Origin of the sequence: Maritimibacter sp. UBA3975, assembly GCF_002384975.1 — a bacterium.
Taxonomy (GTDB): Bacteria; Pseudomonadota; Alphaproteobacteria; order Rhodobacterales; family Rhodobacteraceae; genus Maritimibacter.
This window is the reverse complement of the sequence record NZ_DGCP01000002.1, coordinates 91,349-115,423: the sequence shown is the minus strand read 5'-3', so window position 1 is coordinate 115,423 and position 24,075 is coordinate 91,349. Positions and strand designations below refer to the sequence as shown.

Sequence of the window (24,075 nt, the reverse complement as noted above, 5' to 3'; positions counted from 1 at the left end):
ACTATATAGGCGCCAAGTTTCCCGACAACGGTAGCCCAGCCTGCGACAGGCGCCCCTTTCCGGGGACTGGCACCGGCGTATCTAAAGGAGTGCCGATATGGACAAACCGATCATGGCGAAAGCCACCGCCGTGTGGCTGGTGGACAATACGACGATCAGCTTCAGGCAGATCGCGGATTTCTGCGGGCTGCACGAGCTTGAAGTGCAGGGCATCGCCGACGGCGACGTGGCGCAGGGCGTGAAGGGCTTTGACCCGATCACCAACAACCAGCTCACGCAGGATGAGATCGACGCGGCGGAAAAGTCGCCGACCCACAAGCTCAAGCTCAAGTACAACGCCGCCGCCGTAGGCGAGGAAAAGCGCCGTGGCCCGCGCTACACCCCGCTGTCCAAGCGTCAGGACCGTCCGAACTCGATCCTCTGGCTGGTGAAGTTCCACCCGGAGCTGACCGACGCGCAGATCGCCAAGCTGGTGGGCACCACCAAACCGACGATCCAGTCGATCCGCGAGCGTACGCACTGGAACATCCAGCAGATGGAGCCGATCGACCCGGTCGCGCTGGGTCTGTGCAAACAGACCGAGCTGGACGCCGCCGTGCAGAAGGCCGCATCCAAGAAGGCCAAGGAAGGCGACGCGATGTCGGACGAGGACCGGCGCAAGCTTCTCTCGACCGAGCAGAGCCTTGGCATGGACGCCGAGCCCAAGATGCCGACCGCCATCGAAGGGCTGGAGACGTTCACGCTCTCCGGTGATGATGAAGAGGACAAGAAGGAAGAGCCGGTGGATGCCGAGAGCTTCTTCAACCTCCCCGACAACGATGACGAGGATGACGACGACGACCGCTGATCGTCGCCCTCGCGTTGAACCTGATGAACCCCGGCCCCTGCGCCGGGGTTTTTCTTTGCCGCTGCGTCACGTCCCTCATGTAGCTGGCCTGAACGCGAGCGATATCCTACGCTTAGGAGAATATCGGAGGATTTCATGCACAGGCTCATCGCGCTTACCCTGCTTTCGTTCACGGCGACCCCCGCCGCTGCCTATGACGTCTGTGACGAGGCCTGGTATATCCGCAACCTGATCTTCGACCGCGCGGGCTACTGCTTTGGCTCGACACTCGGTCAGGCGGTGTTCGACAACACCGGCTGCACCGGCAAGGACGTCTCGCTGTCGCCCGGAGACGCCGCGACGGTCGAAATGATCCGTGAGCAGGAAGGCTGGATGGCCTGTGCCGTGGATACGGGCGCGACCCGGCTCGACGTGCCGCACCGCGCGCTTCTCGACCGGCTGGAGGTGCTGCCGGTGCCGACCGACACCGCCTCTGGCTGCATTGGCTGGACCGGGGGGCCGATCCCGCTTCTCGCCGCCCCGCGCGAAGACGCGGCACTGGTCGGACGGGGCGAGGCCGGGGTGAACGTGGTCTGGGAATACGACTACGAGTCGGTGCTGGACGGCTGGCAGTTCCTGACGCTCTACCGCGACAGCGAGCTGGTCGGAATGGGGTGGAGCATCACGCCGATCTTCGAGGATCAATGCACCTCGCAGGCCGGATGAACCGCTCCGGACGCCGCTAGCGCAATTCCACCCGCGCACGCGCCGCCCGACCGTCCGCGTCGATCACCGAGAGCGTGACGTGGCCGGGGCCCGGCAGGTCCAGCATCGTCTCGCGCGCATGGCTCGCCACCTGCACCGGAGCCCCGTTGGCCAGCACCGTGAACGGCGGGCGCCCGTCACGGATCTTCACGGCAAGCGGCATCCCCCCGGTTTCCACCGTCGCGCCATCCGGCGGAAAGGCGAGCTCCGGCTGGCCCTTGGGCGCGGCGAAGACAGCACCGCGCGGCTTGAATTCCCGCAGCGGGAGCGGCAGCGCCCCGTGCGACAACATCAGCGTGCCGGGCGGCGGCGGGCCGAGCAGTTCGATCTCGGGGGTCACGCGTGAGAATGCTTCGAACAGGATCGGCGCGGCCATGTCGGCGCCGAAGGCCCCCGGCACCGGCGTCCCATCTGGGCGGCCCATCCAGACCGTCACCACATAGCGCCCGTCATAGCCCACGGCCCATGTGTCGCGGTGGCCATAGGAGGTGCCTGTCTTGTAGGCCAGCCGGGCGCGCGGTGCGTTGGGCGGCGGCGGCATGGAGGACAGGATATGCCCCACCTGCCATGCGGCCTCGGGCGAGACGAGCCGATCCGGCGCACCACGGGCCGCCTCCGGGCGGTGGGCGAGCTGCACGGCCCGCCCGCCGGAGGCCAGACCCGCATAGAGCGCGGTCAGCCCCTCGGGCGTCACGCCCAGCCCGCCAAGCGTGATGGCAAGCCCCGGCACACCGCCGGGCAGTTTCGGGTCGGTCCCCGCCGCTTCGAGCGCGGCGAAGATGCGCGCGGGCCCGATCTCGGACGCCAGCGCCACGACCGGCACGTTCAGCGACAGGCGCAGCGCCTCGGCCACCGTGACAGGGCCGCGATAGGCCCCATCGAAATTCTCGGGCGCGTAGGTACCGAAGGCGATGGGCGTGTCGTCGATCAGTGTCTCGGGGTGGGCGAGCCCGTCATCGAAGGCCATCGCGTAGACCAGCGGCTTCAGCGTGGACCCCGGTGAGCGGTGGGCGGTGGTCATGTCCACGAACCCCTGCCGGTCCGTGGGCGCATAGCCTGCGGACCCGACGCTGGCGAGGATGTCGCCGCTCGCATGATCGGCCACCACCATCGCGATGGAGAGCCGCCCCGCGCCGTGATCGGCCACCGCCCGCGCGGCGAGCGTTTCCAGACGGGCCTGAAGCCCGCCGTCGAGCGTCGTGGCGAACCGTCCGTCCGGACCCCGCCCCTCGCGGCGCACACGGTCGGCCATGTGCGGGGCGAGCGCGGGCATGGCGCGTCGGGCGCGTGGGACCGGGTCGCGCCGCGCGGTGTCGGCAAGGCCGGTGGTCAGGACGCCCGCTTGTTCCATCCGGTCAATCACGCGGTCGCGCGCCGCAAGCGCGGCCTCCGGGTGCCGGTCGGGCCGCCGTGTCTCGGGCGATTGCGGCAGGGCCACGAGCAGCGCGGCCTCGGCAGGTGTAAGCCGCCGCGGCTCCTTGCCGAACCACGCGCGGGTCGCGGCGCGGATGCCCTCGGTATTCCCGCCATAAGGCGCGCGGTCGAGGTAGAGCGCGAGGATCTCGTCCTTGGACAGACGCCGCTCCAGCGCGAGGGCGAGCCTGATCTGTCGAACCTTGCCGGCCACCGTGCCGGTCGGCCCGTCCTCCAGCAGCCGCGCGGTCTGCATGGTCAGCGTGGATGCGCCCGAGACGATCCCGCCGTTCATCACCGCCTGCCCGAGCGCGCGGGTCACGGCAAACCCGTCGATGCCCTTATGGCGGTAAAACCGCTTGTCCTCATAGGCCACGAGCATGTCGAGAAACAGCGGATCGACCGGCGCACCATTCAGCCCCAGCCGCCAGCGCCCGTCCGCCACCGTATAGGCGCGCAGGAGGCGGCCCTCGCGGTCCAGCACCTCGTCCGACACCGCGACGTCGAGCGGCGGCACCTCGGTCGTCGCGACCCAATCGTCCAGCGCATCGCGCCCCGCCGCAGCAGCCCAGAGCGCCGCGACGAGGAGAAGGCCGGGAAGGAGCCTCACTCGATCACCACCGTCCCCGTCGCGCCCGTCGCGCGGTAGTCGGGGCGATACATATCCTCGACCGACACCGCCGGGTGGTGGAACGTCCCCGGTGTCACCGCCCGCACGATATAGGCCAGCCGGATGGCGTCGTCCGAGCGCCAGTCGAGCGCGGCGAGGAAGCGGTCCTGCCGGAACTCGGTCGTCTCGGTGTTGGCGGTGAGTTGCAGCCAGTCGAGCGCGCGGATGTCGCCGCCCCGGATCAGGTTCGGGTTGTCGATTTCGAAGCCTGCGGGCAGGGGATCGGAGACCATGAGCCGCCCGTCCGACGTGCCCTGCGGTGTGACCGTCACCACCGTGACCAGCCGCTCGCCCTGTGCCACGCGGTCGACGTCCACCGGCTCACCCTCCATCGAGTAATACTGCCGCCCGATGGTGTAGCCGTTCGAGGTCGGCGGTTCCGGCTGTGTCGGCACGCCGAAGGCCGAGAGCGTGATGTCGATGGCCGCATCGCCCGTGTTCTCGATGGTCCAGGGGTCCGACAGGGACACCGCGTTCATCACCTCGACCATCGGCCCGGTCATCGGTTCGCCGTTCAACACAAGCCCGGCGCTCGCCGTGTCGGAGAGGAGCGCGTTGGCGGCCAGCAGGGACCATGTCGCCTCCTGCGTGGACCAGTAGCGGTCGCCCTGTGCGATCCGGTTGACCAGCGCGTCCCGGTCCACCGCCTCGCTCCCCGCTTCGATGGCGAGGGTCAGGACGGCGGCGCTGTCGCGCAGGTTGGTGCCGTAGTCGGCGCGCCAGACCTGCCCCTCCGGCTCCTGTGCTGCGATGCGCTCGGAGGCCAGCGTGAACAGGCGGTCGGCCCGCGTCGGGTCGCCGTAAGCGGCGAGCGCGGCGCCCAGTTGGGCGGCGGCCAGCGGCCCGTCGAAATCGGCGGCCTTCACGTCGGCGAAGTAGCGCAGATCGCCCATCGCCGCCGCGCCCTCCCGCGCCAGAACGTAGAGCGCATAGGCAAGGTCGCGGCCCCCGTCCTCGAAATCCGGGTAGTAGTTGACCCGGTTGCGCAGGTTGTCCATCGCCGCGCGGAACGCCGTGTCCGGCACCGCGTAGCCCTGCGCGCGCGCCCGCGACAGGAAGTCGGAGACGAAGCTGTCGAGCCACAGGTCGCCGCTGTCAGGACGCCAGAGCCCGAAGCTGCCCGAGGACGACTGGTTTGACAGCACCGCCTCGATCGCGGTGTTCACGCGCTCCGGCAGGTCGTCGCGATCCTCCAGCCCCAGCGCCTCGGCCACGCCGCCCATGTAAAGGAGGGGCAGCGCGCGGGAGGTCTGTTGCTCGGTGCAGCCATAGGGATAGCGGTCCAGCCGGTCGAGAAGCGCAGGCGCGTCGATCCGGGCGAGCGGACCGGCGGCGAGCGTCGCGCGGGCCGAGGCCAGCGTCAGCCCGTCGAACACGTCCTGCGTGAAGGTGAAGGTGTCACCGGCGGCGAGTGAGAAGCGGTTCTGGCGCACGACCTCGGGGTCGAGGCTTTCGACCGGGATCGTGAGCGTTTTGGTCAGCCGCTCGCCCGACGGGGTGCGCAGGACGAGGGCGATCTCGTGGACACCCTCCGTCTCGGCCGCGATGGGGACGGACACACGCGCCGTCTCTCCCTCGCCCAACGCGATGTCATCGGCCAGCACACCGCCGCCGATCTGAAGCCCCGCGCTGGTGGCCGTCACCGTCACGTCGCCGGTCGGCCCGTCGGCATGGGTGAGTTCCAGAAGCATGCGCGCTTCGTCCCCCGGCGCCATGAAGCGCGGGACCGAGGCGGTCATCACCACGGGGTCACGGACGAGCACATCGCCCCCCGCTTCGCCCACGCCGGTCTCGGACCACGCCACGGCCATCAGCCGGACGGAGCCGTTGAATTCCGGCAGGTCGATGGTCGCCGTCGCGCGGCCATTTACGACTTCGATGGGGCCCACGAACTGCGCCATAAGCTCTTCGGTCGGGGGCGGGGCCTGCATCCGCATCTGCGCGCCCGCGTCGCCGCCGGAGCGGATCTCGCCCATCTGGCCGGTCATTCCGTCGATGAGATTGCCATAGAGGTCACGGATGCCCATGCCGAGCCTGCGTTGTCCGAAATAGTGGTCGGACGGGTCCGGGTCGTCGAACCCGGTGAGGTTCAGGATGCCCTGATCCACGGCGGCCAGCGTGACCCAGCCGGTGTCGCCGTCAGCGATCCCGTCCACCGTCACGGCGACCTCCATCGGACCGCGCGGCTGTGCGCTCTCGGGCGCGTCGAGGCCGACCGACAGCCGGTGCTCGCCCGGATCGACGCCCGCATGGGCAAGCCCCATCGCGCGGGTCGGATTGCGCCCTTCGGCCTCGTCCAGCGGCCGGATAAGCGAGGCGGTGACGTAAGCGCCCGCGCCCCATTCCTCGGTCACGGGAAGCTCGACGGTCGTCTCGCCGTCCACGTCCACCGCGACCATGTCGATCAGCCGATTTGACATGACGGTGACGAGCGCCTTGCCCGGCTCGCGCGGCAGGATGCGCAGGGTGGCCGTGTCACCGGGGGCGTAGCTTTCGGCGTCCAGCGACATCTCAAGCATGTCGGGCGTTTCCGACACGTCCGCCGGGACATACCAGCCGGCATAGAAGCTCATGGATGAGGCGAGGTATTCGCCCTCGGTCCGGCTCACCACGATCTCGTAGCGGCCCCATTCCACCTGCGCCGATACGTCGACGGGATCACCGCCGAGCGTGGCACTGCCCGTCGCGACCCGTTCGCGGGTCGTCACCGGCTCCCAGTCCCAGTAGCCGTCCGAGGAATACCATTGATACCGCGTGCGCACGCGGTTCACGGTCCATGTCACCTCCATCGCCTCGGCTTCAAGGTCGGGGCCAAGGCCGATGAGTTGGAAGGAGGCCGTCGAACCCTCCGGCACCTCGCCGTCGAAACCGGGCTTGATCCCGATAAGGTCGGTGGCCGGGACCACGGGCACGGTCACGTCGCGCTCCACGGGCCGCCCGGACCCCTCTTTCACCCTGACCGTCACATTGGCCGACAGGGGCCGCCCCGGCGCGTCGATTTCGGGGAATGAGAGCATGGCGCTGGCCCGCCCGGCTTCGTCCGTGCGCCCCTCGGGCACCGATCCGTAGCGCGGGAACAACTCGTCCTCCCACATCCCGAAGCGGTAGCCGGGATAGGCGTCGAGGCTGTCGGTGGCCGAAAGCCGGATGCTGCCCTCGTATGCAAGGTCCGCGCCCGGCGCACCGAAGAGATAGCGCGCGTCGATCCCGAGCGTGGGCGTCGCGCTGGCCGAAATCGGGCCGTCCGGCATGGTCAGGTCGAAGTCGATCCGCTCAGGCAGGAAGTCTTCGACAAGCAGGGTGGTCGAGGCGAGCGCGGGTTCCTTCGGGTCGGCGTGAAGGTCCAGCCGCCATGTGCCGCGCGGGGCAGCACCCGAGACGGGCATGTCGAAAACGTGCCCGCCTGCGCCGGCGCCGTCGGAGACTTGCCGGGAATACTCCACCCCGTCGGGGCGCGTCAGGATCGCGGTGATCGGCAGGCCGGGGATCGCGTCCGCCTGTGCATCGCGGGCCAAGGCAGTCGCGTGGATCGTCTCACCGGCGCGGTAGGCCCCGCGATCGGTGGTCAGGAACACGTCGATGGGCGGGGCCGCGGGATTACCCTCGACCCCTCGGTCGGACAGGTCGAACTCCGGCCCGCGCAGGGACAGGTAAACAAGGTCATTGCCCCCGTCCTCGGCCACGATCAGCGCGGGCGCGGCGGCACCCTGGCCCAAAGCCATCGCGGCGGGGAACATGGCATAGCCCGCGGCATCCGTCGTCGCCTCCCCCAGCACCTCGTTCGCATTGGACACGAGTTGGAGCGTCGTGCCCTCCATCGGGTCGGCACTGGCCAGCGAGCGGGCGAAGACGTGGACGCCATCGGTGCCCTGCATGGAGGTCAGCCCGATGTCCGAGATCACGAACCACTGGGTCGCGGGCGGCACGTCATAAGGGTCTTCCCCGGCCACGGCGGCCTGAAGCGCATAGACGCCCGGTGCCATATCGGCGATCGCCTCGCCAATCGGCAGCCGGGTGGTGACGTCGGTGTTGAGTTCGGACGACACGACCGCCTCGCCCTCCCACACGACCGTCGCCATCTCGCCTTCGAGGTACTGGGCCATCCACGGGTCGACAGAATTGCCAAGGATGTTCTCCTGCATCGTGCGCACGAGGTTGCGGTCCGAGACCTTCATCAGCTTTAGGTCGAGCGTGTCGGCATTGACCGCGACCACCGGCAGCCCGGCATCCTCGGTGCGCGGCAGGACATAGGCCCGGCCCGGAAAGACCACCGAGGGCGAGCGGTCGCGCACATAATGCGTCACCTGCACCGGCTTGCGCAGGTCTTCGCCCGACCCGGCGGGCAGACCCGCGCGCAGGGTCATGGTGTAACGCTGGCCGTGCTCGACCCCGGTGATGCAAAGCTGGCGGCCCGAAACGGAGACGGCGAGGCCCGTGGTCTCGGATTGCACGAAATCGGCATAGTCGCGCCCGGTCTGCACCAGCGGCTCCGAGAAGGTCGCGCAGAGGCGGGGCTGGGCCGCGTCCGACTGCACCTCGGTGTCGGTCACGCGGAAGCCGTAAAGCCCGGCAGCGCGGTCGATGGCGGCGACGGTATCGTCTCGCGGGCTCAACTCCTGCGCCAGACGGAGCGCGGGAATCATGTCGCGCCCCCGGTCGAGATCTTCGAGCGTATTGGCCATCGTGATAAGCGCATTGGCGCGCGCCGCCGGGTTCGACAGGCGCGCATAACCGGCGATGGAGGCGTCGAGCGCGGCCTGAAGGAGGTTGCGCTTTTCACCGGAATCCTCGGTCACGTTCGCGGCGGCATAGGCAAGGCGGGCGTATTCGATCCAGTCGCCGCCCGCGCCGCTCACCACGGTCGCGGCCCCCATGTTGCGCATGGCCTGCACGAAATTCCCCTCGCGCTCGGAGTCGAAGGCGAACCGGATCAGCTCGTCCGCCTCCCATCCGCCCGCGACGAAATCGTTGGACAGCCAGCGCGCGCGCTCGGCGGCGTTTTGGATGTCGGAGTCGCGCAGGAAGCCAAGCTCGGCCTCACGCTCCGCTGCGTTGGCGAGCACGTTGCCCGCCTCGGGCACGACCTCGCCCGAGAACGCCCCGGCGTATTCGGCGCGGTCCGAGATGCTGGACTTCAGGAAACAGGAGGAATTGCGCGTGTTGAAGGTGAAGGCGCTGCATTCGGCACGGCCCAGACAGGCGGATTCGCAGGCGCGCAGGTTGGTGTCGAAGATGGATTGAAGGTCGGAGCCGTAGAAATCCACGTCGCGGCTCAGGACGAAGCGCCGGTCCGGGACAAGATCCTGCGCGATGGCCGAGACGGTGAGAGAAAAGAAAATCGTGATGAAAATGAAAAGCTTCCGCATGAAGGCGTCCTCCTGTGCCGCGCTCATGCTGCCACGCGCCCCCGAATCTGACAACGATTCCCCGTTTGAGCCGGCTGGCGTTAAGCCCCTGTTCACCTCGTTGCGCCAATCTCCGCCTGACCGAGACGACGGGAGTGAACGATGTCCGTAGATAACCTTCTGACCGAGGAACGGCGCGCGCGCATGGCGGCGGAGAAGCTTTTGGCCCAGAAGCAGGCCGAGTTGAACGACGCGAACCGGATGCTGTCGCGCCACGCCCGCCACCTGTCCGAAGACCTCGTGGAAACGCGGGAGGAGATGGTGGAGGTGCGCGAGGATCTCGAACGTGCGACGGTCGAGGTGGATATCGCCAAGCGCCGCCTCTGGTCGTCGATCGAGACGGTGGAGGACGGGTTCGCCGTGTTCGATGAGGACAGCCGCCTCGTCATCGCCAACCCCGCCTATTACGCGCCCTTTGACGGGCTGGCCTGTATCCGTCCTGGCGTGCATTACGAAGAGATCGTGGAGGCCGCGCTGTCCGAAGGAGTGGTCGATACCGGCCCGCGCACGGCGCCGGAGTGGCGCGACTGGATGCTCGCGCGCTGGGCGCAGGACGACCCGGAGCCGCGCCAGATCCGGCTTTGGAACGGCGCTTACGTCCGGCTGGTGGACCGCCGCGCGCCCGGGGGTGACACGGTGTCGATGGCGCTCGACGTGACGCAGGCGATCCGGCGGCAGAACGCGCTGCGCGCCGCCCGCGAACGGGCCGAGGCCGCGAACCGCGCCAAGTCCGCCTTTCTCGCCAACATGAGCCACGAGATCCGCACGCCCATGAACGGCGTCGTCGGCATGGCCGACCTGATGGCCGAACATGACCTGGACGAAGAACTTTCGACCTATGTCGACACGATCCGCTCATCGGGCCGGGCGCTCTTGACCATCATCAACGACGTGCTGGATTACTCCAAGATCGAAGCGGCCAAGCTTGAGCTTCATGCCGAGACCTTCGACCTCGAACAGACCATCCTCGACGTGATCGCGCTCCTCATGCCCTCGGTGCGCGAGAAGGGACTGAAGCTCATGCTCGACTACGACATGTTCCTGCCTACCCGGTATGAAGGCGACCCGGTGCGCGTGCGTCAGATCCTGACGAACCTGATCGGGAACGCGGTGAAGTTCACCGCCGAGGGCCATGTCCTTGTCCGTGTACTGGGCGTGCCCGACCGGACCGAGGGGCGCGAGCGTGTCCATGTGACGATCGAGGACACCGGCATCGGCATCGCGCCCGACATGCAAGGCCATGTGTTCGGAGAGTTCAATCAGGTCGAGGGCGACAGTGACCGGGCCTTCGAGGGCACGGGGCTTGGCCTCGCGATCACCCGGCAACTCGTGGAACTGATGGGCGGCGAAATCTGGGTCGAAAGCGAAGCGGGCGTCGGCTCCTGCTTCGGCTTCACCATCTCGCTGCCCCGCGTCGAGGAAGAGGCGCTTCCCGAGGTGCCGCAGTGGCTCGACCAGGCGCTGCTGGTCATGGCCGACGACATGAACCGCGCGATCCTCGCCAAGCGTCTCCTCGCGCTTGGCATCCGGGTGGAGCAGGTCGAGACGGTCGAAGACGGACAGGCGCTGGCGGAAACGGCGAGCGTGATCTTCGTGGATCAGAAGCTTTTGCGGGCGGAACACGCGGACCTGTGCGCCAACGCCCCGGCCCCGGTCATCACCGTGTCCGACCCGCTGGCCGATGATCGCGCCTGTAACGAGGACCGGGTGCTGCGCAAACCCCATTCCCGACCCGCGCTGATGGCCCAACTGACCGCGCTCCCCGAACCCCAGGTGCCGGGCTTCCGCACCCGCCGGGCCGCGACCCAGGACAACGTGTTCGCCGAAATGCCGGGGGTCAGCCCGGATACGGACGACGATGGATGGGGAGACAGCGACGCCGAATGGGGCGAAGCCGCGCCTGAACCGCTCTCGCCTCCGCCCGCCACGCCCGTCACGCCGGCCCCCCGACGGATGCGCGTCCTCTGCGCCGAGGACAACAAGACCAACCGTTTCGTCTTCTCAAAGCTGGTCAAGGCCTGCGACATCGACCTGTCCTTTGCCGAGAACGGGTTCGAGGCCGTGGATGCGTTTGAAGAGGCCCAGCCGGACCTGATCTTCATGGACATTTCCATGCCGGGCATGGACGGCAAGGAAGCCACGCGCCGCATCCGCCGACTGGAAGGGGAAGGCGGGCTGACCCGCACCCGCATCGTCGCGCTGACCGCGCATGCGATGACCGGCGACGGGGATGACATCATGGCGCACGGACTCGACGCGCACCTGACCAAGCCGTTCCCCAAGGATATGATCCTGGCCGAGATCGCGGCAGCCTGTCCGGAGGGCGCCCTTGCCCCGCTGCCGCGGGAGGATGCTCAGGCGGCGTCCTGAGAATCCTCGGCGCGCTGGAAGACCGGGCGCTCTGGCGTGCTCATCGCAGGCTGATAACGGTAGCCGCCCGAGGTGAAATCGGCGAGGCCCGCGGGAGTGCTGATCCGGTTTTCGCAGATGAACCGCGCCATCGTGCCGCGCGCCTGCTTGGCGAAGAAGCTGACGATCTTCGGTTCCCCGGCCTTCGTTTCGTAAAACACCGGCGTCACGACCGTCAGGGCGAGCGGCTTGCGGTCGGCGGCGGTGAAATACTCCACCGAGGCGCAGTTGACGAGCGTATCGGTGCCGAGCGCTTCGGCCTCGGCCACGAGCTGCTTCGCGATCCGGTCGCCCCAGAAATCGTACAGCGACGTGCCCCGCCGGGTCTTGAGCCGCGTGCCCATTTCAAGCCGGTGGGGTTCGATCACGTCGCGCGGACGCAGGAGCCCGTAAAGCCCGGACAGGATGCGCAGGTGATCCTGCGCATAGTCCATCGCATCCGCATCCAGCGACCCCGCGTCGAAGCCGGTATAGGTATCGCCCGCGAACATCTCGATCGCCTGCTTGGCGCCCTCACCCGTGCCGAACCGCTTGAACCGCTCGGCGTTCAGCTTGCCAAGCGCGGGCGAGATATCCATCAGCGCCTGAAGCTTCGTCGGCTGTTTCAGCACCGCGGTCTTCGCGAGCTTCGCGGTTTCCTCGGCGAAGACGGGCGTGGTGCCGCCGGTGGCGACCGCGTCGGATTCGTCGAGGCGCTTGGCGGGAGAAACGGTGATGAGCATCAGAACCTCTCGTGTATGAGCGACAGGAAGGCCGACCCGAACCGGTCGAGACGGGCGGTGTCCATACCCTTGATACGCGCCAGATCGTCTTCGGATGACGGACGGCGCTCGGCAATCTGCTTGAGCTGGCCTGGCGTGAGCGACAGGGGCTTGGCGAACCCGTCGACCCCGCGGTAGAGATCGCGCGCCGCCTCGGCCAGACGGTCGTAAAGCGGGCCGCTCTCTGACCCTGCCAGCTTGCGCCGTGCCGGATGCAGCGCCTCGACCTCGCCCGCGATGACCGAGAGGAAGGCGTCGCCGTATTTCTCGAGCTTCTTGGCCCCGATCCCGCTGATCCCGGCCATCGCGTCAAGCGTCTGGGGCCGCGTCTCGGCCATTTCGATGAGCGTGCGGTCGGTAAAGACGACATAGGCCGGCACCCGCTGTGCCTCGGCCAGCGCGCGGCGCTTGGCCTTGAGCGCGGAGAGGAGCGGCGCGTCCTCCTCCGACACCAGCGCCTTGACGGCGGGGCGGGTCTTGGATTTCGACACCGTGTCGCGGCGCAGCGTCACCTCGGCCTCGCCCTTGAGCACCGGATGCGCCGCCTCGGTCACGCGCAGCGCGCCGTGGCGTTCGGGGTCGGGGCGCACGAAATCCAGCCCCATCATCTGCCGAAACAGCGCCTGCCACTGTCCGCGCGACATGTCGCGGCCCACGGCGAAGGTGGGAAGATCCTGATGGTTCCGCTGGCGCACCTTGTCGGTCTCGTTCCCCAGAAGAATGTCGATCAGATGCCCCGCGCCGAAGTTTTCGCCGGTGCGCAGCGCGGCGGACAGGGCCTTCATCACCGGGACGGTGGCGTCGAAGGTCTCTGGCGGCTTGTCACAGGTGTCGCAATTGCCGCAGGAGCCGCCCGCCTCACCAAAGTAGGCGAGGAGTTTTTCGCGCCGGCACCCGTAGGCCTCGGCCAGACCCAGAAGCGCGTTCAGCCGCGCGTGATCGGCCGCGCGGCGTTCTGGCGGGGCGAGCCCTTCGTCGATCTGGGAGCGGCGCAGGCGGATGTCGTCGGGGCCGTAAAGCGTGAGCGTCTCGGCGGCGGCCCCGTCGCGGCCCGCGCGCCCGATCTCCTGGTAATAGGACTCGATGGATTTCGGCAGGTCGGCGTGGGCGACCCAGCGGATGTCCGGCTTGTCGATCCCCATGCCGAAGGCGACGGTGGCGACCACGATCAGCCCGTCCTCGGTCTGGAACCGCCGCTCGACCTCCCGCCGCCGCTCGGGGTCGAGGCCCGCGTGATAGGCGACCGCTTCGTGCCCCGCGCCGCGCAGGGCCTCGGCCAGCGTTTCGGTCTTGGCCCGCGTGGCGGTGTAGACGATGCCCGACAGCCCTTTGCGGGCGTCCGCGAAGTCGAGGATCTGGCCGCGCGGCCCGTCCTTGACCGCAAAGGCGAGGTGAATGTTGGGTCGGTCGAACCCGCGCAGGAAGGTGCGTGGCGCGCCCCCGGCGAACAGCTTGGTCTCGATCTCGGCCCGCGTCTCTTCATCCGCCGTCGCGGTGAAGGCGGCGAGTGGTACGCCGAGGGCGGCCTTGAGTTCACCGATGCGCAGATAGTCCGGGCGGAAGTCGTGCCCCCACTGGGACACGCAGTGCGCCTCGTCCACAGCGATCATCGTGACACCCGCGCGTTTGAGCAGGTTCACGGTGCCACCCGAGGCCAGCCGTTCGGGCGCCATGTAGAGCAGCTTCAGGCGGCCTTCGGAGATCGCCGCGAACACCTCGTCGGTTTCCTCCTCGGTATTGCCCGAGGTCAGCGCGCCGGCCTCCACCCCGACCGCGCGCAGGGCGCGGACCTGGTCGCGCATGAGGGCGATGAGGGGGGATATGACCACCGTGACGCCATCGCGCAGGAGCGCGGGGAGCTGGAAACACAGGGATTTGCCGCCGCCCGTGGGCATGATGGCGAGCGTATCCTCGCCCGCCGTAATGGCGTTCACGATCTCCTCCTGACCGGGTCGGAAGGCGTCGAAGCCGAAGACGGATTTCAGGAGGTCGAGGTCACGGGGCATGGCCCGGGTTTAGCCAAACGGCGCCACCCGGCACAAGAGGTTGAATGACCGATCAGTAAAACTGGTACATGTTGTTCTGGATCACGGTCCGGATCGCGAACAGGCCCAGGAGGACGATCACCGGCGACAGGTCGATGCCGCCCATGTCCGGCATGACCCGACGGATGCGCGAATAGACCGGATCGACCAGCCGGTTCAGCCCGTACCACACCTGTGCCACGAACCTCTGATGCAGGTTGAGCACTTGGAAGTTGATCAGCCACGACATGATGATGTGCACGATCACGATGAACCAGATCACGTTCAGGATCGCGAGGAGGATTTGCATAAGAGAAAGCATGGGCCGTCCGTTGATTGTCCGGCCACTGACCTAGGGGCACAGCGCCCAAAGCGCAAGTGCGACGCCAAGGAACGGTTGACGCGCCGCCTTCGCAGTTGCAGCAAACGCGCGAAGGAGATCCGCCATGTATCCGTTCATCCGGCTCGCCAAGGAAATCATCAAGGCCCTGCGCCAACCGCCGCTCCCCATCGACGGGGTTCACGTCAGCCACCACCTGTGCTGGCCCTGGGACCTCGACATGTGGATGGAGCTCAACAACGGGCGCACGCTGACCCTGTTCGACCTTGGCCGCGTGCCGTTCGGCATCCGCGCAGGCATTGCCCGGACCCTGCGTGAGCAACGCTGGGGCGGGGCCGTGGCGGGCGCCAGCGTCATGTACCGCCGCCGCGTGCGCATGTTCGACCGGATCGAGCTGCGCACCCGGCTAATCGGCTGGGACGACAAATTCACCTACACCGAGCAATCCATGTGGACCCGGGGCACCTGTGCCAACCACATCCTCGTGCGGGCCGCGACGACCGACAAGAACGGCATCGTGCGCAACGACCGGGTGCTCGCGGCGATGGGCTTTCCTGATGCCAAATCCCCGCCGTTGCCCAATTGGGTGGCAGGCTGGATCGAAGCCGATACTCACCGTCCCTGGCCGCCGGATTTCTGAGCCTGATCGGCCCGCGAAGCTTGCCAGACGATAAAGTCTCAGTTCATACAGTTATCCATAAGAGGGGCTGGGAGGGGATCATGGCCACCGGTGATCGAAAACGAATATGGGGTTGGTACTGGTTCGATTGGGCGAGCCAGCCCTATCACACCGTACTTCTCACGTTCATCTACGGGCCGTTCTTCGCCACAGTCGCAACGGCCTTTTTCATTGCCGGCGGCATGTCCGAGACGCTCGCCGATGCGCGGGCGCAGACGATCTGGTCGATGGGGCTGACGATCACCGGGCTGATCATCGGCTTCGGCGGTCCCATCCTCGGCGCCCTCGCCGACACCTCCGGACGCAGGCGGCCCTGGATCTACGCCTTCACACTGCTCTACGTCGTGGGCGCATGGTCGCTGTGGTATACCGACCCGGCGGGGAGCAATATCTGGGCCATGCTCGTGGCCTTCGGCATCGGCTTCATCGGCGCTGAATTCGCGCTTGTCTTCGTCAACGCCCAGCTCCCCGGACTGGTGGAGGACGAGGCGGTGGGCAAGACCTCCGGCTCCGGCTTCGCTTTCGGCTATCTCGGCGGCATCACCGCGCTGATCGTCATGCTCGCGGTCTTCGCCGAGAACGACAGCGGCAAGACGCTGATCGGCCTGGAACCCGCCTTCGGCCTGCTCGACGCCGAAATGCGCGAGGGCACGCGGATCGTCGGGCCCTTCGTGGCGCTCTGGTTCCTCGTCTTCATGATCCCCTATTACATGTGGGTGCGCGAGGATCACATTCCGCGCAAGAAGCACTCCATCTCGACCGCCATGCAACGGCTCGGCGGCTCGATCCGCGCGCTCAAGGATCGTCGCTCGCTCCTCAATTTCCTGCTGTCGTCGATGTTCTACCGCGACGCGCTCAACGGCCTGTATGGCTTCGGCGGGGTCTATGCGACGCTGGTGCTCGACTGGCAGGTCACCTCCATCGGTATCTTCGGCATCATCTCGGCGCTGGCGGCGGCGGTCTTTTCCTGGCTTGGCGGGCGGCTCGACAGCCGGCTTGGACCGAAGCCGGTCATCATTGGCGCGATCATCGCGCTCATCTTCGTCATCATCACCATCGTCTTCATGGACAGGGAAATGCTCTTCGGCATCCCGCTGGAACCCGGCTCGCGGATTCCGGACATCGTGATGTTCGGGGCCGGCGTCGTGATCGGCGGCATGGGCGGCACGCTTCAGGCGGCCTCCCGGTCGCTCATGGTGCGCCATACCGACCCGGCGGCCCCGACCGAAAGCTTCGGGCTTTACGGCCTGTCGGGCCGCGCGACCGCCTTCATCGCCCCGGCGCTGATCGGGATTTTCACGGCGATCACCGGCTCGGCGCGGCTCGGCGTCTCGCCGCTCATCCTGCTCTTTCTTCTGGGGCTCGTTCTGCTAATCTGGGTGCGACCTGACGGTGAGGAGTACGCCACCCGATGATACGTCATCTGCCCCGAACGATCGTGACCGCGCTGGCGCTGACCGGTGCCCTCGCGGCCTGTTCCGCCGACAACCGACCGGTGGGCCGCTCCGCCGCGCCGCCTGCGAGCGAATATGACTTGACCGCCGCGCGTGAGATCATCTCGACCTCGAACGAGCCGGCGAAACAGCTCTTTGGCCACAAGTCGACCGCGTCGAGCCAGACGCCGGCCTCGTGGGGCTTTTATTCCAAAGGGTGTCTTGCCGGGGGCGCACAGCTTCCGGAAACCGGACCGACATGGCAGGCGATGCGCCTCAGCCGGAACCGCAACTGGGGCCACCCGGAGCTGATCGACTACGTCAAAACCCTGTCTGCCAAGGCCGCGCGTCAGCCGGGCTGGGCCGGGCTTTACGTCGGTGACATGAGCCAGCCGCGCGGTGGCCCGATGCTGACCGGCCATGCCAGCCACCAGATCGGGCTCGATGCCGATATCTGGATGCTGCCGCCGTCGCGGCTCGACCTGTCGCGCACCGAGCGTGAGAACCTGTCGTCGATCTCGACCCGCCGTGCGAACGGGGCCTACACCAATTCCAACTGGACGCCGCAGCACCATCAGGTGCTGAAGGCCGCCGCCTCGGACCCGCGTGTGGCGCGGATTTTCATTTTCCCCGGCGCCAAGGTGAAGATGTGCAACGACGAGACCGGCGACAAATCGTGGCTGCGCAAGGTCCGGCCGTGGTACGGCCACCACTATCATTTCCATGTGCGCCTCAACTGCCCGCCGGGCCTGTCCGGTTGCACGAACCAGGACCCGCCCCCGCCGGGTGACGGCTGCGAGGACGCGCAGCAGTGGGTGAACAACATCCTGAATCCGCCGCCGCCCGACCCCAACGCCCCGGCTCCCCAGCCGCGCCGTGAGATTCGGCTCGCGGACCTGCCTCAGCAATGCGCCGCAGTCTTGCAGTCACAATAACCGCCCTGGCCCTGTCGCCGGTCGCGACAGCCCAATCGCTGCAACCCGCCACCTTCGCATCGAGCACACTGTGGTCGATCGCGGATGACTCCTTCGGTGGCTGGTCGGGGATCGAGGTGGACGACACCGGCACCGGCTTTACCGCCGTCTCGGATCGTGGCCTCATCGTCTCCGGCCGGCTTCTGCGCAACGCGCGCGGATGGCTCATCGGGGCCGAGGCGGGGCCGATCCTGTCCATCAGCCACACCGACGGCGGCCCCCTGCCGCGCTACTGGGACGACAGCGAGGGGCTGGCCATCGGACCGGACGGCAAGGTCTATATCTCCTTCGAGGCGCAGCACCGGGTGAACGTCTACGAGGACGCCGCCGCCGACCGCGCGACCGAACTGCCGCGGGCCGAGGGGTTTGCCGACCTCCAGAACAACTCCTCGCTCGAAGCGCTGGCCATCGACGGCGAAGGCGCGCTCTACACCCTGCCGGAACGCTCGGGCGAGCTGGACCGCCCGTTCCCGGTCTTCCGCTTCCGCGACGGGGAATGGACCATCCCCTTCAGCCTGCCGCGCCGGGGCGAGTTCCTGCCCGTCGGCATGGACATCGGCCCGGACGGACGCCTCTACCTGCTGGAGCGCACGCTGTCCTCGACCCAGCTAGGCTTCGCGACGCGGGTCAGGCGCTTCGACATCGGCGAGGACGGGGCGACGGGGGAGATCACGCTGCTCGAAACCCAGCCGCGCGACCACGACAACCTCGAGGGCATCTCGGTCTGGCAGGACGATCTGGGCGACATGCGGCTCGTGATGATCGCCGACGACAATCACCGTTTTTTCCAGAAGAACGAAATCGTGGAATATGTCGTGCCCGCCGACACGGGCCTTGATCCGGGGGAGGAGAACCTGTAACCCGCGCCCGTCCTGCGTGGTGCAGGGCCAAGTCTCCGACTACCTTGTAAAAACGGATCAGATACATGACCAGAATACTGCCCGGCGTTATCGCCATGGCCGCCGTCGTGGTGGCATCCAACATCCTCGTGCAATTCCTGCTGGGCGACTGGCTCACATGGGGCGCTTTCACCTACCCCATCGCATTTCTCGTCACCGACGTGATGAACCGCGTCTACGGCGTGCGGGCCGCGCGGCGGGTGGTGTTCGTGGGGTTCCTCGTGGGCGTTGTGTGCTCGCTCATCGGGTCGCAGATCATGTTGCAGGGCGACGGCTACACCTACGCGGCCGTTTCGCTGCGCGTCGCGGTGGGCTCTGGCATCGCGTTCCTGACCGCGCAACTCCTTGATGTCGCTATATTTAATCGCCTGCGCGACGGGGCGTGGTGGCGGGCGCCTTTGGCGTCGACGGTGATCGGGTCGGCGGTGGATACGGTGCTGTTCTTCTCGATCGCCTTCTCGGCCACGCTGGGCGCCTTCTTTTCCGAGGCCGCGAACATGGAGACGTCCTGGGCGACCGAGGCGGTTCCGTTCCTGGGACAGGGCGGCGTCGCACCCTTGTGGGTCAGCCTTGCGGTGGCCGACTGGCTGGTCAAACTTTCGCTCGCTTTGGTCGCGCTGATCCCGTTTCGTGTGCTCGTCGCGAAACTTTCACCAAATCCTGCGTAAAAATTGTTGACCCACACAAAATATGTGGCACCTTTTCCTTATCGTAACTCATAGAAAGGAGGTGTCCATGTCTAGAGAAACTATGGAGCGAGGTGCCGGGACAAAGTAGTCGCGCCGCGCCGGGGCAGCCCCCGGAACGGATCGCGGGCTGAGTTGGCGGAATGACCCGCCTAACCGGCCCCACCTCCAGACTTCTCGAAGGGCCACCCGAAGCGGTGGCCCTTTTCGCGTCCGGGGGGCTGAAATGGCCATGCACAGCGCGTACACAGGGTGTGCACATCGTGTGCATACGATTGTACATACAATAGTTAACGGGCGAGGGCGGCATGATCCGCGTGAACGACACGATCACGATCGAAGACTGGGAATGGACCGAGAGCTTCGTGCGCGCCTCGGGCCCCGGCGGTCAGAACGTAAACAAGGTGTCCACGGCGGTCGAACTCCGGTTCGAGGCCGAGCGCTCGCCCAACCTGCCCGACCCGGTGAAACGGCGGCTCAGGCGGCTGGCCGGGCGGCGCTGGACGACGGACGGCGCGCTGCTGATCTTTGTGCAGGACACCCGGTCACAGGCGAGGAACAGGGAGATCGCGCAGGAGCGGCTGGCGGAGCTGATCCGCAAAGCCTGTGAAAAGCCCAAACGCCGGGTGCCGACCAAGGTGTCGCCCAACCAGAAGCGCAAACGCGTCGACGCGAAGAAGAAGCGCGGGGAGGTGAAGGCGCTCCGGGGGAAGGTGGAGGATTGAGGGGGCAAAACCGGATCAAGAACAGTCCGTGCAGTTTGCGTCTAGATATAGCGGTTTGGAGTGGCGTAGGCAGCAATATGGCGAGCGTTACATGGCTTGTAAGGGTAGCGTTTGGGCGCGGATCAAAACCCGATCAAGAACTACGTTTAGACCAAGGTCGTCCTATCCATCTGACAAGTAACGAGAAAAGAATGGGCTAGATTGTGATCTTTGACTATGCTGACTCTCAGATCAAGAAGTCAGGCCCACCATGGCAAGTACCCGGCTCTGGGATGGTCTTCATCAGCGAAACGGATCAATCCAGAGTCCAAGGCTTTTCGGATCACATTAGATGCCTGCGCTGCGTTACGGGAAGCAATGCCAAATCGTTCGCACAGTGACGCATTCTTCATTCTGTCACCAGCCATAAAGCGGAGCACAGAGTGGAAGTAGCATGCCCGCACCCGCTCTTCAGGTGTCATCTCTGCGAAGGTGCGTGGTCCGTACAATACGACTTGCATTGACGACGAACTGGATCGAAGCAGGGGTGCGGGCAGTTGGAATAATTCTACTTCACGAAACACCTTATCTAAGCCGCTTCCTTGCTCCTCACACATCCCCATGCGTCGCATCAAAGACGCGAGAGCTTCGTTTCTGGACCTAGGAGGTTGGTCGATCATGCGATCAGTCTCGATCAGCGGTTGCCCCGGATTGGTAATTTCGATCCTGTCCGCGAACAACTCAATCATCGGACCCGCGCCACTGATACTCATGTCTTGGTGGATAAGGGCATTAGCGACCAGTTCCCTTATCGACAAAGATGGGAAAAGAGGGTGGCTCTCTCTAAGGGCTGTTCCAATATGCTCGTTCTGCGGAAGTAGCCCATTAATGTACTCAAGCAGGCCTTCAAATCCGCATGCATATCCGCGCCTTCCATCCTGCCGATGAGTAACCCGCGATGTTCTATCGGGACCATCATACCTGACAAAGCGGACGGACTTCCTCGCTATTGACGGGCCAAAGGTCGCTAGATCAGTCGCAAAAAGAATTGCGCCAAGATTAAGGATATTCCAGCGGCGTCCTACATCTTTGGAAACCAGCCGATCAGCGCGAAGGCGCTCTAGTATCCGCTCGGGATCACTTGAACCACTTACACCGATGAGTCGAAAATATGCTATATGATCAAGTGCTTCAAGCACATCATTTTCTGTTGCATATGACATCGCCACGCCTTGTTCCCAAGTGTAGGGGCGAATTTTCTCTATCAATGCTTGATAGCGAGATTGATCATCCGTCAACTTCGGTGTTGCGCTGCCTGCGCGCACATATGGAATGCTTTCGAACGCGGTTGGCGCCATAGTCGGCGCTGGTATTTCCAACAGAACTAGATTTCCGTCTGGATGGGCTACTTCGCGAAATTGGAAGGCGGGAGCTGGGCTCAGTCGTTGCCTAAGCCACATTTCCAAAGGCTGCCTGCCAACTGTGTGTGAGTCATGTGAAAAGGTGGTTCCGACGACTTCGTGACTCTCGTCATCGATGCCCCAAACTAAAAATGCGCTTTCTTTGTCCTCCAAACGGGCCGAATTGGAGAGTGCAGAGATAAGAACTCCAATCTTGTGATGGTCAGCCAGATTTGCCTTGAATTCTATCCACCCATTCTCGGCTGGACGCGCTCTAAGTTCGTTGACTAGGTCGATGTCGCGTTCGTTTGGCAATGTAGTTTCTCGCTTTCAATGAATTGATGTAGCATTGTTTTCTAAACCACAACCTCCCGCCGGGCCTGCTCCCCAACCCCGAACACCCGCTTATACCGCGCCACTTCTCCCTTCGGCCCCATCGCCTTCGCCGGGTTGTCCGAGAGCTTCACCGTGGGCCGCCCCTCGGCGGCGACGGCCTTGCACACGAGCGAGAACGGCGCCAGCGCGTCGTCCGGCGCCAAGCCCCGGAAATCATTCGTCAGCAGCGTCCCCCAGCCGAAGCTCACCCGCACCCGGTCTGAGAACAGGCCGTGGAGCCGCTCGATCTCCTCCACGTCCAGCCCGTCGGAGAAGATCACCATCTTCTCACGCGGGTCCTCGCCGCGGCTTTCCCACCAGCGGATCGCGATTTCGGCCCCCTCCACCGGGTCGCCCGAATCCACGCGGATGCCGGTCCAGCCCGCGAGCCAGTCGGGCGCGTTGTCCAGAAACCCGCGCGTGCCATAGGTGTCGGGCAGGATGATGCGCAGGTTCCCCGAATGCTCCTCATGCCAGTCCGCGAGCACGTCATAGGGCGCGCGGGCGAGCGCTTCGTCATCCGGGGCGAGGGCGGCGGTCACCATCGGCAGTTCATGCGCGTTGGTCCCGATCGCCTCGAGGTCGCGGTTCTTGGCGATGAGGCAGTTGGAGGTGCCGACAAAGGCGGGGCCGAGGCGTTCAACCATCGCCTGCACCGCCCAGTCCTGCCACAGGTAGGAGTGGCGGCGGCGGGTGCCGAAGTCGGCCAGCTTCAGGCCGGGGAGCGCGCGCAGGCGTTCGGCCTTTTCCCACAGGCGGGTCATGGCGCGGGCGTAGAGCACCTCGAGCTCGAAGCGCTTCATGTCGCGCAGGACGGCGCGGGAGCGCAGTTCCATGAGGACGGCGAGGGCCGGCACCTCCCACAGCATGACCTCGGGCCAGGCGCCTTCGAAGGTGAGCTCGTATTGGTCGCCGGTGCGGGTGAGATGGTAGGGGGGGAGGCTGAGCCCCTCGAACCACTCCATGAATTCCGGGCGGAACATCTGGCGCTGGCCGTAGAAGGTGTTGCCGCGCATCCAGGTGCTCTCGCCGCGCGTGAGGGTGAGGGTGCGGATGTGGTCGAGTTGTTCGCGCAGTTCGCCCTCGTCGATGAGGGTGGTGAGGGGCACGTCGGTCGCGCGGTTGATGAGCTGGAAGGTGACCTGCGTGTCCGGGTGGTTGCGGTGGATCGACTGGCACATGAGGAGCTTGTAGAAATCCGTGTCGATCAGCGACCGGACGATCGGGTCGATCTTCCAGGTGTGATTGTAGACGCGGGATGCGATGTCGACCATGGTGTCCTCCGTATGCGGCCATGTGAGCCGGGGCGGCGGGGGATTTCAAGGATGAAGGCGGTTGTGATGCGCGGCTACGGGCCGGGGGCCTTCGCCGTGGCGGATGTGGCTGTGCCGTCCGTGGGGCGCGGCGCCGTGCGGGTGCGCGTGGCGGCCTGCGGGGCGAATGCGTCGGACTGGGAGTTCGCGACGGGGCGGCCCCTCTATGGCCGGCTGGCGCGGACGCTGATGCGGGTGCGCGTGGCCGGGTCGGACGTCGCAGGCGTGGTCGAGGCGGTGGGCGAGGGGGTGTCCGGCTTCGCCGTGGGCGACCGGGTGGTTGCGGACACGTTCGAGACATTCGGCGGTTTCGCCGAGCTCTGCGTGGCCAAGGCGGAGCGCTGGGTGAAGATCCCCGAGAGGATGGATTTCATCACCGCCGCCGCGCTCCCCCAATCGGGGGCCATCGCGCTCACCGCTTTCGACGGCACGTTGCCGCAGAATGCGCGCGTCCTCGTCAACGGGGGCGGCGGCGGGGCAGGCCCGCTCGCGATCCAGGTGGCGAAACGCGCCGGGGCCGAGGTCTGGGCGGTCGACAACGCGGGCAAGCAGGACGTGATGCGCGCCGCCGGGGCCGATCACCTGATCGACTACCGCGAAACGGACTTTGCCGCGCTCGACTCCACGTTCGACAATATCCTCGACCTGATCGCCACCCGCCCCATGCGCCGGGTGGCCGCGCGCCTGACCCCGCGCGGTATCTACCGGCTGGTGGGCGGGGCCACCCAACATCTGATCGCCGCCGCGCTGCCACCGCGCAGAACCGGGCTGCTGATCGCCCATCAGGGTCCCGAGCTGACCGCCCGGATGGTGGCGCAGGTCGCGCGGGGAGAGATCACGCCCCATATCGGCGCAACCGTCCCGCTTGGCGACGCCCCTGCTGCCCTCGCGCGCATGGGCGCCGGAGACGTTCCGGGCAAACTCGTCATCACCTGCTGACCGCTCCCCCCTTCTTCGGTCCGAAAATACCTCGGGGGGTTCGGGGGGCTGGCCCCCCGA

At 66.4% G+C, this 24,075-nt stretch carries 17 protein-coding genes; 10 read left to right on the top strand and 7 right to left on the bottom strand.

What is annotated here, in order from left to right; genetic code table 11:
• Positions 1–97 precede the first annotated feature (97 nt).
• A complete protein-coding gene (locus B2585_RS00840; protein WP_292019104.1) occupies positions 98–847 on the top strand; it encodes a DUF1013 domain-containing protein in 750 nt (249 codons plus the stop codon).
• Positions 848–982: 135 nt separating this feature from the next.
• Entirely contained in the window at positions 983–1,552 is a 570-nt protein-coding gene (locus B2585_RS00835; RefSeq protein ID WP_292019103.1) for a DUF4453 domain-containing protein, read from the top strand.
• 16 nt (positions 1,553–1,568) lie between these two features.
• On the opposite strand, the gene pbpC is transcribed toward B2585_RS00835, so the two are convergent.
• Both pbpC and B2585_RS00825 read right to left on the bottom strand, forming a co-directional pair.
• Positions 1,569–3,614: a penicillin-binding protein 1C gene (pbpC, locus tag B2585_RS00830; protein WP_292019102.1), complete on the bottom strand. Its 2,046-nt coding sequence runs from the start codon at positions 3,612–3,614 to the stop codon at positions 1,569–1,571.
• Positions 3,611–9,040 (bottom strand): alpha-2-macroglobulin family protein, encoded by a 5,430-nt coding sequence (locus B2585_RS00825; RefSeq protein ID WP_292019101.1) that lies wholly within the window; start codon positions 9,038–9,040, stop codon positions 3,611–3,613. The genes pbpC and B2585_RS00825 overlap by 4 nt, the downstream gene beginning before the upstream one ends.
• 141 nt (positions 9,041–9,181) lie before the next feature.
• Between B2585_RS00825 and B2585_RS00820 the strand changes: the two genes are divergently transcribed.
• Positions 9,182–11,449: an ATP-binding protein gene (locus tag B2585_RS00820; protein WP_292019100.1), complete on the top strand. Its 2,268-nt coding sequence runs from the start codon at positions 9,182–9,184 to the stop codon at positions 11,447–11,449.
• Here the strand turns inward: B2585_RS00820 and yaaA are convergent.
• The 3 genes from yaaA to B2585_RS00805 are packed head-to-tail and all read right to left on the bottom strand — an operon-like array spanning position 11,434 to position 14,595.
• Positions 11,434–12,210, bottom strand: coding sequence for a peroxide stress protein YaaA (gene yaaA, locus B2585_RS00815; protein ID WP_292019099.1), 777 nt, complete (start codon positions 12,208–12,210; stop codon positions 11,434–11,436). The two genes, B2585_RS00820 and yaaA, sit on opposite strands and share 16 nt — an antisense overlap.
• Entirely contained in the window at positions 12,210–14,255 is a 2,046-nt protein-coding gene (recQ, locus tag B2585_RS00810) for a DNA helicase RecQ (RefSeq protein ID WP_292019098.1), read from the bottom strand. Before recQ ends, yaaA begins: the two co-directional genes overlap by 1 nt.
• A 52-nt stretch (positions 14,256–14,307) precedes the next feature.
• The gene (locus tag B2585_RS00805) at positions 14,308–14,595 is read right to left on the bottom strand and encodes a YggT family protein (protein WP_292019097.1); all 288 of its coding nucleotides are present in this window, start codon (positions 14,593–14,595) and stop codon (positions 14,308–14,310) included.
• A 124-nt stretch (positions 14,596–14,719) separates the two neighbouring features.
• On the opposite strand from B2585_RS00805, the gene B2585_RS00800 reads away from it, so the two are divergent.
• From B2585_RS00800 to arfB, 6 genes are all read left to right on the top strand, one after another.
• Entirely contained in the window at positions 14,720–15,253 is a 534-nt protein-coding gene (locus tag B2585_RS00800; protein ID WP_292019096.1) for an acyl-CoA thioesterase, read from the top strand.
• 80 nt (positions 15,254–15,333) lie between these two features.
• Positions 15,334–16,707: an MFS transporter gene (locus tag B2585_RS00795; protein ID WP_292019095.1), complete on the top strand. Its 1,374-nt coding sequence runs from the start codon at positions 15,334–15,336 to the stop codon at positions 16,705–16,707.
• Entirely contained in the window at positions 16,704–17,660 is a 957-nt protein-coding gene (gene mepA, locus B2585_RS00790) for a penicillin-insensitive murein endopeptidase (protein ID WP_292019094.1), read from the top strand. The genes B2585_RS00795 and mepA overlap by 4 nt, the downstream gene beginning before the upstream one ends.
• Positions 17,633–18,559 (top strand): esterase-like activity of phytase family protein, encoded by a 927-nt coding sequence (locus B2585_RS00785; RefSeq protein WP_292019093.1) that lies wholly within the window; start codon positions 17,633–17,635, stop codon positions 18,557–18,559. Before mepA ends, B2585_RS00785 begins: the two co-directional genes overlap by 28 nt.
• A gap of 65 nt (positions 18,560–18,624) precedes the next feature.
• Entirely contained in the window at positions 18,625–19,266 is a 642-nt protein-coding gene (locus tag B2585_RS00780) for a queuosine precursor transporter (RefSeq protein WP_292019092.1), read from the top strand.
• Positions 19,267–19,592: 326 nt separating this feature from the next.
• A complete protein-coding gene (gene arfB, locus B2585_RS00775) occupies positions 19,593–20,009 on the top strand; it encodes an alternative ribosome rescue aminoacyl-tRNA hydrolase ArfB (RefSeq protein ID WP_292019091.1) in 417 nt (138 codons plus the stop codon).
• A 239-nt stretch (positions 20,010–20,248) separates the two neighbouring features.
• Here the strand turns inward: arfB and B2585_RS00770 are convergent, their stop codons facing one another.
• Positions 20,249–21,703 (bottom strand): ATP-binding protein, encoded by a 1,455-nt coding sequence (locus B2585_RS00770; RefSeq protein ID WP_292019090.1) that lies wholly within the window; start codon positions 21,701–21,703, stop codon positions 20,249–20,251.
• Between the two features lie 41 nt (positions 21,704–21,744).
• Entirely contained in the window at positions 21,745–23,037 is a 1,293-nt protein-coding gene (pncB, locus tag B2585_RS00765) for a nicotinate phosphoribosyltransferase (protein ID WP_292019089.1), read from the bottom strand.
• A 51-nt stretch (positions 23,038–23,088) separates the two neighbouring features.
• Here pncB and B2585_RS00760 point away from each other — a divergent pair, with 51 nt between their 5' ends.
• Positions 23,089–24,015 (top strand): NAD(P)-dependent alcohol dehydrogenase, encoded by a 927-nt coding sequence (locus tag B2585_RS00760; RefSeq protein WP_292019088.1) that lies wholly within the window; start codon positions 23,089–23,091, stop codon positions 24,013–24,015.
• Positions 24,016–24,075 lie beyond the last annotated feature (60 nt).